14 protein-coding genes are annotated in these 15326 nt (G+C 69.7%); 5 read left to right on the forward strand and 9 right to left on the reverse strand.

All coding sequences use genetic code 11. The features are described 5' to 3' along the window. Nucleotides 1–72 precede the first annotated feature (72 nt). Together HMPREF1529_RS03715 and HMPREF1529_RS03720 are read right to left on the reverse strand one after the other, a co-directional pair. Nucleotides 73–1236 carry an acyl-CoA dehydrogenase family protein gene (locus HMPREF1529_RS03715; protein WP_005054439.1) on the reverse strand — a complete coding sequence of 388 codons (1164 nt, stop codon included), beginning with the start codon at nt 1234–1236 and terminating at the stop codon, nt 73–75. Nucleotides 1237–1364: 128 nt separating this feature from the next. Further along, nucleotides 1365–2441, reverse strand: a complete 1077-nt coding sequence (locus HMPREF1529_RS03720; RefSeq protein ID WP_016463744.1) for a M15 family metallopeptidase — start codon at nt 2439–2441, stop codon at nt 1365–1367. A 28-nt stretch (nt 2442–2469) separates the two neighbouring features. Here HMPREF1529_RS03720 and HMPREF1529_RS03725 point away from each other — a divergent pair, with 28 nt between their 5' ends. Then, nucleotides 2470–3534, forward strand: a complete 1065-nt coding sequence (locus HMPREF1529_RS03725; protein WP_036282979.1) for an Rv2578c family radical SAM protein — start codon at nt 2470–2472, stop codon at nt 3532–3534. A 74-nt stretch (nt 3535–3608) separates the two neighbouring features. Here HMPREF1529_RS03725 and HMPREF1529_RS03730 read toward each other — a convergent pair whose 3' ends face one another. Then, the gene (locus tag HMPREF1529_RS03730) at nt 3609–5846 is read right to left on the reverse strand and encodes a DEAD/DEAH box helicase (RefSeq protein ID WP_016463746.1); all 2238 of its coding nucleotides are present in this window, start codon (nt 5844–5846) and stop codon (nt 3609–3611) included. A gap of 303 nt (nt 5847–6149) precedes the next feature. On the opposite strand from HMPREF1529_RS03730, the gene HMPREF1529_RS03735 reads away from it, so the two are divergent. Further along, on the forward strand, nt 6150–7229 hold the full coding sequence (locus HMPREF1529_RS03735) for a hypothetical protein (RefSeq protein ID WP_005054432.1): 1080 nt from the start codon (nt 6150–6152) through the stop codon (nt 7227–7229). Here HMPREF1529_RS03735 and HMPREF1529_RS03740 read toward each other — a convergent pair whose 3' ends face one another. From HMPREF1529_RS03740 to HMPREF1529_RS03760, 5 genes are all read right to left on the reverse strand, one after another. Continuing rightward, nucleotides 7230–10430 carry an efflux RND transporter permease subunit gene (locus HMPREF1529_RS03740; RefSeq protein ID WP_016463747.1) on the reverse strand — a complete coding sequence of 1067 codons (3201 nt, stop codon included), beginning with the start codon at nt 10428–10430 and terminating at the stop codon, nt 7230–7232. A 162-nt stretch (nt 10431–10592) separates the two neighbouring features. Further along, complete coding sequence (gene crcB, locus HMPREF1529_RS03745) at nt 10593–10970, reverse strand: fluoride efflux transporter CrcB (RefSeq protein WP_005054428.1); 378 nt, start codon at nt 10968–10970, stop codon at nt 10593–10595. Beyond that, nucleotides 10967–11401: a fluoride efflux transporter FluC gene (locus HMPREF1529_RS03750; RefSeq protein WP_231477239.1), complete on the reverse strand. Its 435-nt coding sequence runs from the start codon at nt 11399–11401 to the stop codon at nt 10967–10969. Before HMPREF1529_RS03750 ends, crcB begins: the two co-directional genes overlap by 4 nt. A gap of 20 nt (nt 11402–11421) precedes the next feature. Then, nucleotides 11422–12384, reverse strand: coding sequence for a DNA topoisomerase IB (locus HMPREF1529_RS03755; RefSeq protein WP_016463749.1), 963 nt, complete (start codon nt 12382–12384; stop codon nt 11422–11424). A gap of 1 nt (nt 12385) precedes the next feature. Further along, nucleotides 12386–12655: a DUF7218 family protein gene (locus HMPREF1529_RS03760; protein WP_016463750.1), complete on the reverse strand. Its 270-nt coding sequence runs from the start codon at nt 12653–12655 to the stop codon at nt 12386–12388. 109 nt (nt 12656–12764) lie between these two features. On the opposite strand from HMPREF1529_RS03760, the gene HMPREF1529_RS16045 reads away from it, so the two are divergent. From HMPREF1529_RS16045 to HMPREF1529_RS03770, 3 genes are all read left to right on the forward strand, one after another. Then, the gene (locus tag HMPREF1529_RS16045) at nt 12765–12926 is read left to right on the forward strand and encodes a hypothetical protein (protein WP_005054418.1); all 162 of its coding nucleotides are present in this window, start codon (nt 12765–12767) and stop codon (nt 12924–12926) included. 235 nt (nt 12927–13161) lie between these two features. Then, entirely contained in the window at nt 13162–14013 is an 852-nt protein-coding gene (locus HMPREF1529_RS03765) for a DUF4097 family beta strand repeat-containing protein (RefSeq protein ID WP_016463751.1), read from the forward strand. Between the two features lie 2 nt (nt 14014–14015). Beyond that, the gene (locus HMPREF1529_RS03770; protein WP_016463752.1) at nt 14016–14651 is read left to right on the forward strand and encodes a PadR family transcriptional regulator; all 636 of its coding nucleotides are present in this window, start codon (nt 14016–14018) and stop codon (nt 14649–14651) included. A 122-nt stretch (nt 14652–14773) separates the two neighbouring features. On the opposite strand, the gene HMPREF1529_RS03775 is transcribed toward HMPREF1529_RS03770, so the two are convergent. Continuing rightward, nucleotides 14774–15292, reverse strand: coding sequence for a universal stress protein (locus HMPREF1529_RS03775; RefSeq protein ID WP_016463753.1), 519 nt, complete (start codon nt 15290–15292; stop codon nt 14774–14776). Between the last annotated feature and the right edge of the window lie 34 nt (nt 15293–15326).

Consider the following 15326-nt stretch of genomic DNA (forward strand, 5'->3'; position numbering starts at 1 on the left):
TCGCGGACGCCGACGGACGCTCGCGGACGCCGCGGATGCCGCGCCGAGGCGCGGGCCTCGGCGCGGCTCGACTCAGCGCTTGCCGACGATCTGCCGCGACACGATGTCGCGCATGATCTCGTTCGTGCCGCCGTAGATGCGGTGGACGCGAGCGTCGAGGTACGCGCGCGCGATCGGGTACTCGGTGATGTAGCCGTACCCGCCGTGCAGCTGCACGCCGATGTCGAGCAGCTCCGCCTCGCGATCGGTCGACCAGAACTTGACCTTCGCGGCCTCTTCGGCGGTGAGCTTCTTGTCCTTGTAGAGCATCATGGCGCGATCGTTGTAGGTCCACATGACGTCGACTGTCGTGGCCATGTCGGCGAGAAGGAACCGCGTGTTCTGGAAGTCGGCGATCCGCTCACCGAACGCCTCGCGGCTGAGCACGTATTCGCGCGTCCACGCGAACGCGGCCTCGCCCGCCGCGGCGGCCGCGACACCGATCGACAGACGCTCGAGCGGCAGGTTCATCATGAGCTGGATGAAGCCCAATCCCTCCTTGCCGCCGATGAGGTTCGCCTCGGGGACGAACACGTCGGTGAAGCTGAGCTCGGCGGTGTCCCACCCGTGGAAGCCCATCTTCTCGAGCTTCTTGCTGTGGTCGAAACCCTCCATGCCGTCCTCGAGGATCAGCAGGCTGAAGGCATCCGGGCGGTTGCCCTCGCCGGTCTTCACGAACGTGACGACCATGTCGGCGGTCTTTCCCGACGAGATGAACGTCTTCGCACCGTTGACGAGGTAGCCGCCGTCGACCTTCTTCGCGGTCGTCTTGATGCCGCGCAGGTCGCTGCCCGCGCCCGGCTCCGTCATCGCGAGCGCCCCGAGGATCTCGCCGGTCGCCATGCCGGGCAGCCACTTCTCCTTCTGCTCCTGCGTCCCCATGTGCACGATGTACGGCACGGCGAGGTCGTCCTGGATGCCGAAGGCACCGGCCAGCGACCCCTGCCCGGCGCCGATGGTCTCCTCGAGGACGATCGAGCGGAATCGATAGTCCTGCAGCATGCCGGCGCCACCGAACTCCTCGGGAACGCTCAGGCCGATGATGCCGGCCTCGCCGGCGGCGAGCATGGTGGCGCGGTCGATCTCGCCGTCCGCCTCCCACTGCTTGCGCTTCTCTTCGGTGGCGAAGCGCTTGAGGAACTCCTTCACGACGTCGCGGAACGCCTCGTGGTCCTCGTCGTAGATCTCGCGCTCCATGGTGCGCCCGTCCTCTCGTCCTCGAGTGTGGAATCTGCCGGATGCCGCGGGAAGGACCCCGGATGCCGATGGCATTGCATCTCAGCATCCATGGTACTGGGTTTCACCGCGAGCGCGACGAGCGGGATTCAGTAGCCGGGCGCGGCAGGAAGACCGAAGAAATCCTCCAGCGTGTGGAACCCGCCGTCGTGGTACGCCTTGGCGAGCTCGGGGCCGACGTAGCGCAGATGCCAGGGCTCGGCCTCGTAGCCCGTGATGTCGGTGTAGCCACTCTCGTAGCGCACGATGTAGCCGAACCGCCACGCATTCGCGGCGACCCAGGCGCCCTGACGCGTGCCGCCGAACGATTCGATGGCGCCGCATCCGCTGTCGCAGGCGGCGACATCGGTGGCCAGCCCCGTCTGGTGCTCACTGAAACCGGGGCGGGCGCTCTGCTGGTCCGCCGCGTCGCGGCCGAGCGAGTTCACGTAACCGTTGTACGTGCGCGTCTGAGATGCGAACGACCGGTACGCACTGTTCAGACCGATCGCACCGACACCCTCCTGAGCGGCGGCGGCCACGAGAGCCGTCAGCGCCTCGGCAGCCGTCGGCTGCAGCCGGCCGTCGACCGTGCGCTGCATGTCGGCGGGGGCGACCAGCTCGCTGGGCTCGACATCCAGCGGGTTGAGGGGACGCTTCTTGTCGACGACGACCCAGAGCCGGTGCGGGTCGCCGAGATCGACGCAGGGTGCGACGCCGTCGACGACGGCGCCGCGGAAGGCCGCGCCGCCACCGAAGGCGGTGACGACGTCTTCGTCCTTGCCGGCGGCGAGCGCGGCGACCACAGCGGGATCGTCGCACCGTGCCGCCGCGCCGGTCTGAGCGGGAACCGGCAGCCCTGTGGCGGGTGCCGCCGTCGCATCCGCTCCACCGGGCAGCGCGACAGCGGCCGCCGCCGCGTTCGATGTGGCCACGGACGCGGCGCCACCCGGACCGCGGGCGCCGCTGAGGGAGAACGCCGAGACGGCGAAGATCGCCGCCACAGCCCAGAAAGCGATCGCGAACGCCGTCCACCGCACCCGCAGCGGCACCTTCGACTTCCACGCTCCGCGGGCGCGCGGGGCCGCAACGGCGGCGCGCGCGGCGCGGCGACTGATCGGCTGGTCGGGGTGCGGCACCCGCCCATTCTGCCCGCCGAGCCCGTGCGGCGCCTGCACATTGCGCATTTGTCGCATCTATGTTCGAATGTACGACATGCGGTGGCGCGGACAGAGTATCGATGCGACGGATGCCGCTGCCCTGCCCGGCATGGAGCGCCTCGACGGTCTGGTCCGCACCGTCACGACCCCGGAGTTCGCGGGCATGACCTTCCACGAGGCGGCGGCGAAGTCGGCGCTGAATCATGTGCCCTCGGCATCCGCGATGCCGTTCGACTGGACCGTCAACCCCTACCGCGGGTGCAGCCACGCCTGCTCGTACTGCTTCGCGAGGGGCACCCACACCTACCTCGACCTCGACGCCGGGCGCGACTTCGACGAGCAGATCGTCGTGAAGGTCAACGTGGCCGAGGTGCTGCGACGCGAGCTGGCCGCACCGTCCTGGCAGCACGAGCCGGTCGCGCTCGGCACCAACACCGACCCGTATCAGCGGGCTGAGGGGCGCTACCGGCTCATGCCCGAGATCATCGACACCCTCGCGGCCAGCGGCACGCCGTTCTCGGTGCTCACCAAGGGCACGCTGCTGCGACGCGATCTTCCGCTGCTCGCGGAGGCGCGACGTCGAGTGCCCGTCCACCTCGCGATGTCGATCGCCATGCCCGACGAGCAGTTGCGGCAGACCCTCGAAGCCGGAGCACCCACGTTCCAGGCACGGTTGGACACCGTGCGGGCCGCGACCGAGGCGGGGTTCGCCGTGACCGTGTTCCTCATGCCGATCGTGCCGCACCTGACCGACTCCGTGACGGTGCTCGACGATGCGCTCGCGCGCATCGCGGCATCCGGAGCGGTTCGTGTCGTCTTCGGAGCACTGCACCTGCGTCCCGGTGCCCGGGAGTGGTTCTGGCAGTGGCTGGAGCGCGAGCACCCGGGACTCGTGCCCGCGTATCGCGGGCTCTACCCCGGCGCCACGGTCTACGCGCCCGCCGGGTACCGGAAGTGGCTTGCGGCTCGCGTGCGCCCGCTGCTGAGACGGCACCGGCTCACCGGTGGTCCCGAAGACGAGGTCGAGACCCGGCCCGCACGACCGGGCCCGGTACGGACGACCGCCCGGGCGGCGGCATCATCGGCGTCCGCGGCATCCGCCCCCGCGATGCTGTTCTGACCGGACGGCTCTGCTCCGCCGGGACGGCGGAGGGGCCGCGACGCGAACGCCACGGCCCCTCTGGAAAGCGCGACTCAGCGGTCGACGTGCGCGGCCTGACGGCCCGAGATCTCCTCGAGCACGTCGTCGCCCGGGCGGGCGTCCTCGAACGGTGCGTCGATCTCGGCGCGGTCGAGCATCTCCGTCATGCGACGGCGGCGCTGGCGGGGGATGAGCGTCACGACCGTGCCGACGCGGCCCGCACGGCCGGTGCGGCCGGAGCGGTGCAGGTAGGTCTTGTACTCGTCGGGGGCGTCGGCCTGGACGACCAGGTCGATGTCGTCGACGTGGATGCCGCGCGCGGCGACATCCGTGGCGACGAGCACGCTGACCCGACCGGACGTGAGGCGCTCGAGGTTGCGCGTGCGCTTGGCCTGGTTCAGGTCGCCGTGGAGGGCGACGGCGTGGATGCCGGCGTCGTCGAACTGCTCGGCGAGCATCTCGGCGTAGGCACGGGTGCGGGCGAACACGAGGGTCTTGCCGGCGCGGTCGACGAGCGAGGTGAGGATCTCCGCCTTGTCACGGTGATCGATCACGAGCACGCGGTGGTCGATCGTGCCGGAATCCTGGTCTTCGCCGGCCACCTCGTAGACGGCCGGGTCGACGAGGAACTCATCGACGAGGGCCGCGACCTCGCGGTCGAGTGTCGCGGAGAACAGGAGCTTCTGCGCGTCAGGGTCGACGAGTCGGAGGATCCGCTGCATCGGCTCGAGAAAGCCCAGCTCGCTCATGTGATCGGCCTCGTCGAGCACGACGATTCCGACCTCGGAGAGGTCGAGCTTGCCCTGGTTCTGCAGGTCTTCGATACGCCCGGGGGTGCCGATGATGATGTCGACGCCCTTCTTCAGGGCCCCGACCTGGCGCCCGGCGGGCACACCGCCGTAGATCTGCGTCGTGAAGAGGCCGACGCTACGGGCGATCGGCTGGATGGTGCGGTCGATCTGCAGCGCGAGCTCGCGCGTCGGGGCGAGGATCAGCGCCTTCGGGCTGCGCCCGAACGCACGGCGCTTGCCGGCCTGGCTGCGCAGCACCGCCTCGACGAGCGGAGCGCCGAACGCGATGGTCTTGCCCGAGCCGGTGCGACCGCGGGCGAGCACGTCCTTGCCCGCGAGGATCGGCGCGATCGTGGCGGCCTGGATCGGGAACGGCGCCGCGGCGCCGAGTTCGGCGAGGGTCCGCACGATGTTGTCGCCGAGGCCGAGGCTCGAGAAGCTCACGTCCGCGACCTCTTCGGCCTGCACGGCCTGCGCCTGCAGCTTCTCGTGCACGACGTCGGCGTGCTCCTCGTAGGCCTTGCGTGCCGCGGCATCCTTCGCGTCGGAGTTCCAGTCGGAGCGGTTGCCGCCGGCAGTGCGGACGGGACGGTCGTCACGACGCGGGCGGTCGTCACGGGCCGGACGGTCGTCACGTGCCGGACGGTCGTAACTCCTCCGATCCGCGTCCCGAGAGCCGAAAGCAGGCCGCTCGCGGCGCTCCGCGCCCGACGTGGAGGAGTTGCGGCCGCGGTCGTCGAACGAGCGAGCCGGACGGTCATCGCGACGCGGGCGGTCATCGAACGAGCGAGCCGGACGATCAGTACTCCGGAAATCGCGGCCTTCACGGGGCACACGGGCGCCATCACGACCGCCGCGCGCCGATTCTCCGGAGTTGCGAACGTAGCCACCGCGGTCATCGCGACGCGGGCGGTCATCGAACGAACGGGCCGGACGGTCGTCACGGGCCGGGCGGTCATCGAACGGCCGAGCCGGACGGTCGTCACGGGCCGGACGGTCGTAACTCCTCCGACCCGCGTCCCGAGAGCCGAAAGCAGGCCGCTCGCGGCGCTCCGCGCCCGACGTGGAGGAGTTGCGGCCGCGGTCGTCGAACGAACGGGCCGGGCGGTCATCGCGACGGGGGCGGTCGTCGAATGAACGAGCCGGGCGGTCATCGCGACGCGGGCGGTCATCGAACGAGCGGGCGGGACGCTCGTCGCGCGCGGGCCGGAAGCCGTCGCGGTCGTCGCGACGCGGGCGTTCGCCGTTGGCGCGCGAGCGGATGCCGCGAGCCTCGTCGCGACCGGCGCGCTCCTGCGCGCTCCAGCGCTGCTTCGGGGCGGATGCCGCGTCGGTCGCCTCGGCGGCGCGGTAGCCGCGGTGACTCGGGCTCTTGCTGCCGGGCTTACCGGCGGACGACTGGCCGGGACGGCGCTTGGCGTCTTGGTAGCTGGTCTTCGACCCGTAGCGGGGCTCGAAGTTCTGGGCGCGGCCGCCGGCCGGCTTCTTGCTCTTGGGCATGGTGTTCTTCCTGGGTTTTCTCGCGCGAGAACAGCGCCGCCGCGCAGCGAGAGCCGAGGCGACCAGGAGGTCGGACGGATCGGGGCGGCGGGCAACCCGGTGCTCCGGGGGCCATTCAACAGTGATGGTTCATGCGCGTCGATCGACGCTCACCATCGGCCCCTTGGACTCACAAACCCACCCGCACCACAGTGCGGTGTCCAGAGCCGACCGCACCACTGTACTCGCCTCACCTGTGAGAGCGCCGGTCGCCTCCCGTGACGCCGTGAACGAGGCTCGCCGGCGGGCCCCTACACTGGCGCCATGACCGCAGCCGAACCCTCCCGACTCCCGGCCGAGGCCGAGGCCGATCGCGCCCCGGCGCCGTCGTTGCGCGTCGAGGCGGAGGCCCTCCTCGCCGCCGCGATCGCCGCCGTCTCCGGCGGCGTCGTCGGGCTCATCATCGGACTGCTGGGTGTCGGTGTGCGCCTCTGGGGCGATGCGAGCCTCGCCTCCTGGGCCGCGGCCGGGGCAGGCCTGGCGGCGGCCGTCAGCTCCGCGCTCGGATACTGGCGCGCCCGCACGACCGACGGCCAGGAGTGGCGGCGCAGGATCGCGAGCTGGCGCTACGTGGTGTCGACGGCATCCGTCGTCATCGCGCACGGCGCCCTCGCCATGATCGGGACGGTCGCCCTGTTCGCGGTGCTCTCGCGGGCCTTCATCAACGTCGAGCTCACCGCGTTCTGGACGACGGTGCTGGCCGCGACGGCGACGGGGCTGTCAGGCTGGCTGAGCTACCTCTCCGCCTCGCGGATGACGACCCAGCGTCTCACGACGCTGCTCGTCACCTTCATCGGGATCGGGACGCTGGCAGCCATGATCACGACCTCCGACCCGATGTGGTGGACGTACCACTTCAGCCAGCTGGGCACGTTCGGCGACATGTCGAGCTTCCTCTTCAACGGCACGCTCATCGCCGGAGGCCTGCTCGTGACGACCTTCACGCTGTACGTCTCCCACGACCTCGCCGCGCTGGGCGAAGGGCCACGCGGCATCCGTGTCGTCGGCACAGCGCTCGCGATCATGGGCGTCATGCTGGCCTGCGTCGGCATCTTCCCCGTCAACGTGAACATGCTGCTGCACAACCTGTCGGCGTCGGGGATGGCTCTGATGTTCCTGCTGCTCCTCGTCGGCGGCCCGTGGATCGTGCGGCGGATGCCGCGCGCCTACTTCCTCGCGTCGTGGGCGTTCCTCGCCGGTCTCCTCGTCTCGATCGCGCTGTTCGCCACGGGCTACTTCGGGTTGACGGCCTTCGAGATCATCGTGTTCGCGCTGATCTTCGGCTGGCTCGCCGTCTTCATCCGCTTCATGGTCGTCGCCGATCAGCCCGAGCCGCGCAGCTGACTACTTGCCACGCAGGTCGCGGCGCGGGTGCAGCGCGGCGGCACCGGATGCCGGGGCGACGGGGCCTGCATCGGCATCCGCAGCCGCCTTGCGGCCACCGCCGTCGCCCGCCCGCCGCGCAGCCCGACGCTCGCGTGCACCCTCGACGAGGTTGTAGAGCGTCGGCAGCACGAGCAGCGTCAGCACGGTCGAGGAGACCAGTCCGCCGATCACGACGATCGCGAGGGGCTGCGAGATGAAACCGCCGTGGCCGGTGATGCCGAGCGCCATCGGCGTGAGGGCGAAGATCGTCGCGAGCGCGGTCATCAGGATGGGGCGCAGTCGTCGCGAACCGCCCGCGACGGTCGCGTCATGGGTACTGAGCCCCTTCTCGCGATACTGGTTGACGAGGTCGACGAGAACGATGGCATTCGTGACGACGATGCCGATCAGCATCAGCACACCGATCAGCGAGGCGACCCCGAGCGGCACACCGGTCGCGATCTGCAACAGGATCGCTCCGGTCGCCGCGAACGGCACCGACACGAGCAGCAAGAGCGGCTGACGCAGCGACTTGAACGTCGCGACCATCACGATGTAGACGATGAGGATGGCGGCGAGCATCGCGAGGCCCAGCTGACCGAACGCATCGGACTGCTGCGTCACCACACCGCCGACCTTCGCGGCCGCGCCGGTCGGCAGCTCGAGCCCGGCCAATGCCGTGCGCACGCTCGCCGAGGCGGTGTTCAGGTCGTCCGTCGACGGGGTCACCGTCACCGTCGCGGTGCGCTGACCGCGCTGCGTCGTGATCGAGGTCGGGCCCTTGCTCTGCTCGACGGTCGCGACCTGATCGAGACGGACGAGCCCGTTCGCAGACGCGATCTGCAGTCCCTTGAGCTCGTCGATCGTCTTCGGCACCGACGACGATTGCAGGTAGACGGTCAGCGACGTGCCGTCGATCTCGACCGATCCGATCTGGCGCGGCTGCATCGTGTTCGAGACGAGTCCGCCGACGGCGACCTCCGACAGCCCCAGCTGCGCGGCCTTGGCGCGGTCGACCGTGACGGCGACGAAGGGGAGGGATGCCGAGAGGTTCGAGGTGACCTGGCCGATGCCGTTCTTGCCCTGCAGACCGGTGACGACCGCGTCGGTCGCGGTCTGCAGCGCGTCGGCCGACGGCGCCGTCACGTCGACCTCCACGTTGCTGGAGCCGAAGCCGCCCTGGCCGGACGAGACGGTGACGGTGCCGACATCGGTGAGGTCGGCGAGCGCCTGCTCCACGTCATTGCGCACGGTCACCTGATCGGCCGACGTGTCGGTGGTCACCGAGTAGGTGATGCCGGTGCTGCCGCCACGGAACGCATCGCGCACGGCCGAACCGCTCGATCCGATCGAGGTCTGCACCGTGGTGATGCCGGCCACGCCCTTCAGCGCGGTCTCGACCTTCTTCGCGGCGGCATCCTCGGCGTCGAGGCTGGGGGCCTGTCCAACCTGCTGGGTGATGGTGAACGTGTTCTGTCCGCTGTCGCCGAGGAAGTTCGTCTTCATGAACGGCGCCGCGGCGATCGTGCCACCGAGCACGAGAACGGCCACCAGCAGCGTCACCCACGAATGCTTCAGGGTCCAGCCGAGAACCGGCAGATAGGCACGCTGCAGGCGCGAGGGGGGCGCCGCGGGGTCTTCCGGGTCGACCTGGTTGCCCTCGGCGTCGCGCACCGGCTTGCCGGGTCGCAGGAACCAGTACGCGAGCACGGGAACGATCGTCAGCGCCACGAACAGCGACGCCGCCATCGCGATCGTCACCGTCATCGCGAACGGCCGGAACAGCTCGCCGGTCACGTCGCCCACGAACGCGATCGGCAGGAACACCGCGACGGTGGTGATCGTCGAGGCCGTGATCGCGGCGGCGACCTCACGGACGGCGAGCAGGATCGACGAGAGCTTGTCGGCACCCTCGACGTAGTGACGTTTGATGTTCTCGATGACCACGATGGAGTCGTCGACGACGCGGCCGATCGCGATCGTGAGGGCACCCAGGGTCAAGATGTTCAGCGAGTAGCCGAACGCCTGGATGCCGACGAACGTGATGAGGACGCTGGTCGGGATGGAGATCGCGGTCACGAGCGTCGAGCGCACCGACAGCAGGAAGAGAAGGATCACGAGCACGGCGAAGACGAGGCCCAGCAGCCCCTCCTGGGCCAGCGACTCGATCGACTGCTCGATGAAGGGAGCCTGGTCGAAGACGACACTGAAGCGGGCATCGCCGCCGATGTCGCTCTGCAGCTTCGGCAGGAGAGCGGTGACGGCGCGGCTGACGTCGACGGTGTTGGCGGCGGGGAGCTTCGTGATGGAGACGGTGAGTGCGGGCTCGCCGTTCACGCGCGAGATCGAGGTCACCGGGTCCTGCGCGAGCGCCACGGTGGCCACGTCGCCGATCTTCAGCGGACCGTTCTTGGCCGCCCCCTCGAACTGGGCCGCCGAGGTGGGCACGAGCGGCAGGGCGGAGATCTGATCGACCGAGGTGAGCTTGCTGCCGGTTTGCACCGTGAGGGTCTGGTCGCCCTCGGTGACGGTGCCGCCGGGAAAGAGCACACCGTTCTGCTTGAGGGCGTCGGTGAGCGCGTTCTGGGTGAAGCCGGCGGCGGCGAGCTTCGCCTGGTCCGGGGTGATCGTGACCCGCTGGCCCTGGCCGCCGACGATCGTGGCGGCGCTGACGCCCTTGACGTCTTCGAGATCGGGGATCGTCGTGGCCTGCAGCTGCGCCTGGATCGTCTTCTCGTCGCTGTAGCCGGTGACGGCGAGCGCAATGACGGGCAGGTCGTCGATCGAGAAGGAGACCACATTGGGTTCGACGCCGGTGGGCAGCGTCGACTTGATGCGGTTGATCGCCTGCAGGATCTTCTGCTCCGCGGTCGCCAGGTCGGTGCCGTAGGTGAAGGACGCCTGGATGATCGAGGCGTTCGTCGTGCTCGTCGCGGTGGTCGACTCGAGGCCGGGAATGCCCTGGATCGCCGTCTCGATGGGCGTCGACACGTCATTGTTGACCACATCTGGCGACGCACCGGGGTACGTCGACAGGATCGAGAGCTGCGGGAACTCGACCGAGGGGATGAGCTCCTGCTTGAGGCTCGTGAGGGCGAGGCCGCCGAAGATGGCCGCGACGATCGTGATGAGGGCGATCAGCGCCCGGTTCTTCAGGCTCAGGACGGCGAGGTGCGACACAGAAGACCCTTGCTCTCGGACGGGCGCGGACGAAGCGTTCGATACACGCGTGTATCCGCCTCATTCTCGCACGCGGACCGGCGGCGGGCGGCGGCGGGAGCCGGGGGATAACCCGACAATCCGAACAGTCGACACCCAGGGGTGCCGACGCTCAGCCGGCGCTCAGCGCGGGAAGAGCTCGCCGATGACGAGGCCGGCAGCGGCGGCGATGAGGGCGAGCACGAGCGTGCCGATGAGGTTGACCCACGCCCAGTCACGGCGTCCGCGCTCGGCCAGCAGAGCCGTCTCGGTGGACACGGTGCTGAACGTCGTGAACCCGCCCAGCACGCCCACTCCGAGAATGCTGGCCCACGCCGGCGAGACGTTCGGTCCGAGACCGGTGACCAGACCCAGCAGGAACGACCCGAGGACGTTCACGAGAAGGATGCCGAGCGGAAAGGCGCCGGATCGCCCGCGCATGATCGCGGCATCCATCACATACCGCGCGCCGGCGCCGAGCCCGCCGCCGACGACGAGCGCTGCCATCTCGAACGGGTTCATTCGGCATCCTCCGGCTGTTCGATCTCGCCCGGCCGATCGGCGATCCGTCGTCCGAAGGCAAGACCGACGACGGCCGCGAAGACACCGCCGAACAGCGAGACCACGACGAGGATGATGCCGACATAGGGCGAGGCGCTGGAGGTCGACAGCGCCTGCACGGCGAAGGCGCTGTACGTCGTGAAGCCGCCCATGACTCCCGTACCGAGGAAGAGGCGGGCGCGGGGATGCCGGTCGGCGAGCCAGCCCACGATGACGCCGAGCAGCAGCGAACCGACGAGGTTGATCACGAGTGTGACGGCCGGCACCACGAGCGGATGCGGGTTCGCAGCGCCCAGGGGCACCACCACGACGGCGCGGATCGCGACACCGATCATTCCGCCGAGGATCACCAGCACGAGGGCGACCGGCGAGAACCAGCGAGGACGAGTCACGTCCGCAGACTAGCGTCGCCTTACGGGGACAGCAGCGCACGGATCGCCGATTCCGGCGAAACGGTCGTGTCCAACAGCTCGCCGCGTCGATACCGCGCGAACACGCGGGGGTCGATGTAGGAGCTCTTGGCCACCGTCGGCGTGTTGCCCAGACCCGCGGCCGCCGCCTTGATGGCCAGCACCTCGGCGCGCTTGCGGTCGGTCTTGGTCGCGGTGGTCCCGATGCGCGCCAGGGCGTCGGCGGCGAGAATGGTGCCGCGGAGCGTGCGGAAGTCCTTCGCGGTGAAGCTGCCGCCGGTCATCGTGCGGACGTACACGTTGACATCCCGCGGGGTGAGGGGAACGCGGCGTCGGCCACGCACATACGCCAGCAGCGGTGCGGCCGGTCGGCCCGCCGCGAGCAGCTCGACGACGACGGCGAGATCCTCGTCATCCACCTCGAGGCTCTGCCGCTTGCCGCTCTTGCCCGGAAACCGCAGGCTCGTGACCGTGCCGCTGACGGCGGCATCCCGCCGCTGCAGCGTGGTGAGACCGCGGCTGCCGTGCGCCGTGAAGTAGCGCTCGCTGCCCACTCGAGGTGCCGCCTGATCGAGCAGCCGGAAGGCGGTCGCCAGCACCCGCTCGCGGTCGAGGCCGTCGCGGCGGAGCGACGCGGTGATGCGGCCCCGGGCGCGTGGGAGGCACTCGGCGAGCTGCAGCGCCCGTGCGTACTTGCCCTTGTCGCGGGTCGTCGACCAGTCCGGGTGATAGAGGTACTGCATCCGTCCGGCCTCGTCGACGCCGGTGGCCTGGACGTGCCCGTTCGCGGCGGCACAGATCCAGACGTCGTTCCAGGCGGGCGGGATGACGAGCGCGACGACGCGTTCACGCTCCGCGGCGGGGAGAGCGGCCCCGTCGGCATCCACGTATCGGAATCCCGAACCGGACCGCAGGCGCCGGTAGCCGAGGTCGCGTCCGGGGCGGACGCGGCGAAGGCGCGGCACGTCAGGAGTCTCGGAGCATGTCGATGAGCTCCGCCTTGCGCGCCCCGGAGTATCCGCGGATGCCGAGCTGCTTCGCACGGGCACGCAGCTCGGCGACCGTCCAGTCCTCGTATGAGCCGGACGCGCCGCCCCGTCGCCCCACGGCTTCACGGCCGTCCCGCGCGGCGGCGTTGGAGATGCGGGCGGCCTTCTGCTTCGACGCGCCGTCCGCGCGCAGCTCCTCGTAGAGCTCGGGATCCTTGAGCGAAGGAGATGTTCCGTTCTGGGGCATGCATCCGTCCCTATCGCAGTTTCGGGGGCTGCGGCAAGGGGGGTGTCCGCCCCACAGAACACGGCTAGTTTCAGGGGGTCATGGAGTCCCTCGAGAATGGAGCAATCACATGAATCTCGCTCTGATCATCATCATCGTCGTCGCGATCGTCCTCGCTATCGTCGGCGGCATGAACGCCGCCCTGAACTGGCTGCTGTGGGTCGCCCTGATCGTTGCCGTGATCGCGATCATCGCGTTCCTGCTGCGACTCGTTCGCGGCGGTCGCGCGTAGCGACGCCGCTCAACCGGACAACGCGCCGGCTCACCTCACGGTGGGCCGGCGCGTCTGCGTTGCGGGCCACGAATCGCTCCCGTCGTCCGTCCCTTGTTGTCGGTGACGCCGCCCGTCAGCGTCAACAAGGGACGGACGAACCCGGGAGTCGGCGCGCACTGGTAAGTCGAGATATATCGTGTTATCGTTGATTCAACGCGATATATCTCGAATCGCCTCGTGTCAGGAGAACACCATGACTCTGGAGAAGTGGCTCATCAAGCCGGGCGAGACCCGGGTGATCGACCTCGAAGACATCCGCAAGCTGAAGGTGGGCCTCGTCGGCGGCCAGATCGATGTCGTCGCGCACGATGAGCCCGGCGTCCGCATCGAAGTGCATGCCGTCACCATCAAAGACCTCCGCATCGAGGCCTCCGGCGACGTGGTGGAGATCGATCACCCGCAGCTGCGCTGGGACAACTTCCTCGAGGTGTTCCGCAACTTCGGCTCCGGCGGTCCCAAGGCGGAGATCAGCGTGGCGGTCCCCCGCGGCATCCTGCTGAACCTCGGCGTCGTCTCCGCGAGTGCGCTCGTGTCGGGGCTCACCTCTGGCGCGCGCCTGAACACCGTCTCCGGCGACATCATCGTCGACGGCCTCGCCGGCGATCTCTCGGTCAACGCCGTCTCGGGCGACGTGCAGATCCGCGGCCTGGACGGCGCGCTCAGCGCCAACTCGGTCTCGGGTGATGTGGCGGCCACCGGCAGCATCCGCAAGGCCACGATCGACACGGTGTCGGGCGGCATGCTCGTCGACTCGACCGATCGGGTCGATCTCGTCAGCCTCAACACGGTGTCGGGTGACGCCACCGTCCGTCTCGACGAAGGCCACCCAGCGAACTTCGTGCTGCGCAGCGTCAGCGGCCGCCTCATGGTCGACGGCGTCAAGCGATCGAGCTCCGGGCCGTCGAACTACGTCGACTCCGTCGGAGAGCTCAGCGGCAGTTTCGCAGATGTGCGCGCGAACTCCGTGTCGGGCGATGTCACGGTGCTGCGCCGTTCGCCGGCGGCTCCGGATGCCGCAGCATCCGCGACCGCAGAGGAGAACTGAGCATGCCTCCCGTCTTCTCGCACGGCGACCTGCGCCTCTACCTGCTGAACCTCCTCGACGAGTCACCGCGTCACGGCTACGACCTGATGCAGGCGCTGTCGGATCGCACCGGCGGCACCTACACGCCGAGCGCCGGCACCATCTATCCGCGGCTGTCGAAGCTCGAGGAGGAGGGTCTGGTCACCAAGACCGTCGACGGCCGCAAGACCGTCTACGCGATCACCGAGGCGGGACGCGCCGAGGTGGCCGCTCGCGCCCACGAGCTCGAGGGGATCGAGGCCGGACTCGCCGACAGCGTGCGCCTGATCGCCGACGAGGTTCGCGGCAGCGTCCGGGAGGCGATGAAGAGCCTGCGCGCCGACCTGGCCGCCTCAGCGCAGTCCGAGCGCGACAACGCCGAGCGTGACCGCGACGACGCACGCGCCTCGGCATCCGCGTCGGGGTGGGACGAGGCGCGGGCGTCGTCGCGCGAGCAGATGAGGCGGGCCGAGGCGATCGTCGCCGAGTTCCGCGGCACCGTGCGGGCGGATCTGCGCACCCATCTGGCGCACGGCGGACGGCTCGCGGCCGACGCCGTCGACGACCTGTCGCGCGCGCTGGATGAGGCCCTCGCCGCCCTCACGCGCACGCTCCGCTGACCCCGCCCCCACCCCCCTGTCCCCGCCGAGCCGCCATCATTCCGCCGAGCCGCCACGTTCCGGCGCGTCAAAGGATGGCGGCTCGGCGAGTTCGTAGTGGCTCGCGGGAGGGAGCGGCGGGGTTAGGACGGGGGCCAGAGGTCCTCGTCGTCGTCCACCGGGTCTTCCAGGGGGACGACGAGGATCGGGCGTGACTGGCGGTGGGCGAGACGAGCGGCGACCGACCCCGTGAAGAACTCGCGCACCGACTCGCCGAACCCGCGACGGCGCGTGCCGACGACGATCAGGCGCGCCTGCGCCTTCTCGGAGAGGTGCTTGATCGCCAGAGCCGGGTCGCCGACGAGCTGGGTGACGCTCCAGTCGACGCCCGAGCCGTCGAGGACGGATGCCGCGGCGCTGGTGACCGCACTCAGCTGCGCCTCCCCGATGGCGAGGTCGATGTCGATCGGCGCGGTGTGCATGTAGCCGTCGGGGTCCTCGTACGTGACGAAGCGTGTGACGTCGACGTGCGCGACGATCAGCGGTGCCGAGAACAGCTTCGCGTAGCGGGCGGCTTCCTTCAGGACGCGCGTCGGCTGATCGGGAATCGCGCCCACGATCACCGCTCGCTGAGGAACCGCGCTCTCGTCTGTCTCGGCCATGCGACACTCCCCGTCCTCCCCCGCACCGCGAGGC

This window comes from Microbacterium sp. oral taxon 186 str. F0373, assembly GCF_000411455.1.
In the GTDB taxonomy this organism is placed as follows: Bacteria; Actinomycetota; Actinomycetes; order Actinomycetales; family Microbacteriaceae; genus Microbacterium.

Coding starts and splice junctions, on each gene's coding strand:
- HMPREF1529_RS03715 (WP_005054439.1), bottom strand. CDS start 1,236: ATGGAGCGCGAGATCTACGACGAGGACCACGAGGCGTTCCGCGACGTC.
- HMPREF1529_RS03720 (WP_016463744.1), bottom strand. CDS start 2,441: ATGCGCAATGTGCAGGCGCCGCACGGGCTCGGCGGGCAGAATGGGCGG.
- HMPREF1529_RS03725 (WP_036282979.1), top strand. CDS start 2,470: ATGCGGTGGCGCGGACAGAGTATCGATGCGACGGATGCCGCTGCCCTG.
- HMPREF1529_RS03730 (WP_016463746.1), bottom strand. CDS start 5,846: ATGCCCAAGAGCAAGAAGCCGGCCGGCGGCCGCGCCCAGAACTTCGAG.
- HMPREF1529_RS03735 (WP_005054432.1), top strand. CDS start 6,150: ATGACCGCAGCCGAACCCTCCCGACTCCCGGCCGAGGCCGAGGCCGAT.
- crcB (WP_005054428.1), bottom strand. CDS start 10,970: ATGAACCCGTTCGAGATGGCAGCGCTCGTCGTCGGCGGCGGGCTCGGC.
- HMPREF1529_RS03760 (WP_016463750.1), bottom strand. CDS start 12,655: ATGCCCCAGAACGGAACATCTCCTTCGCTCAAGGATCCCGAGCTCTAC.
- HMPREF1529_RS16045 (WP_005054418.1), top strand. CDS start 12,765: ATGAATCTCGCTCTGATCATCATCATCGTCGTCGCGATCGTCCTCGCT.
- HMPREF1529_RS03765 (WP_016463751.1), top strand. CDS start 13,162: ATGACTCTGGAGAAGTGGCTCATCAAGCCGGGCGAGACCCGGGTGATC.
- HMPREF1529_RS03770 (WP_016463752.1), top strand. CDS start 14,016: ATGCCTCCCGTCTTCTCGCACGGCGACCTGCGCCTCTACCTGCTGAAC.
- HMPREF1529_RS03775 (WP_016463753.1), bottom strand. CDS start 15,292: ATGGCCGAGACAGACGAGAGCGCGGTTCCTCAGCGAGCGGTGATCGTG.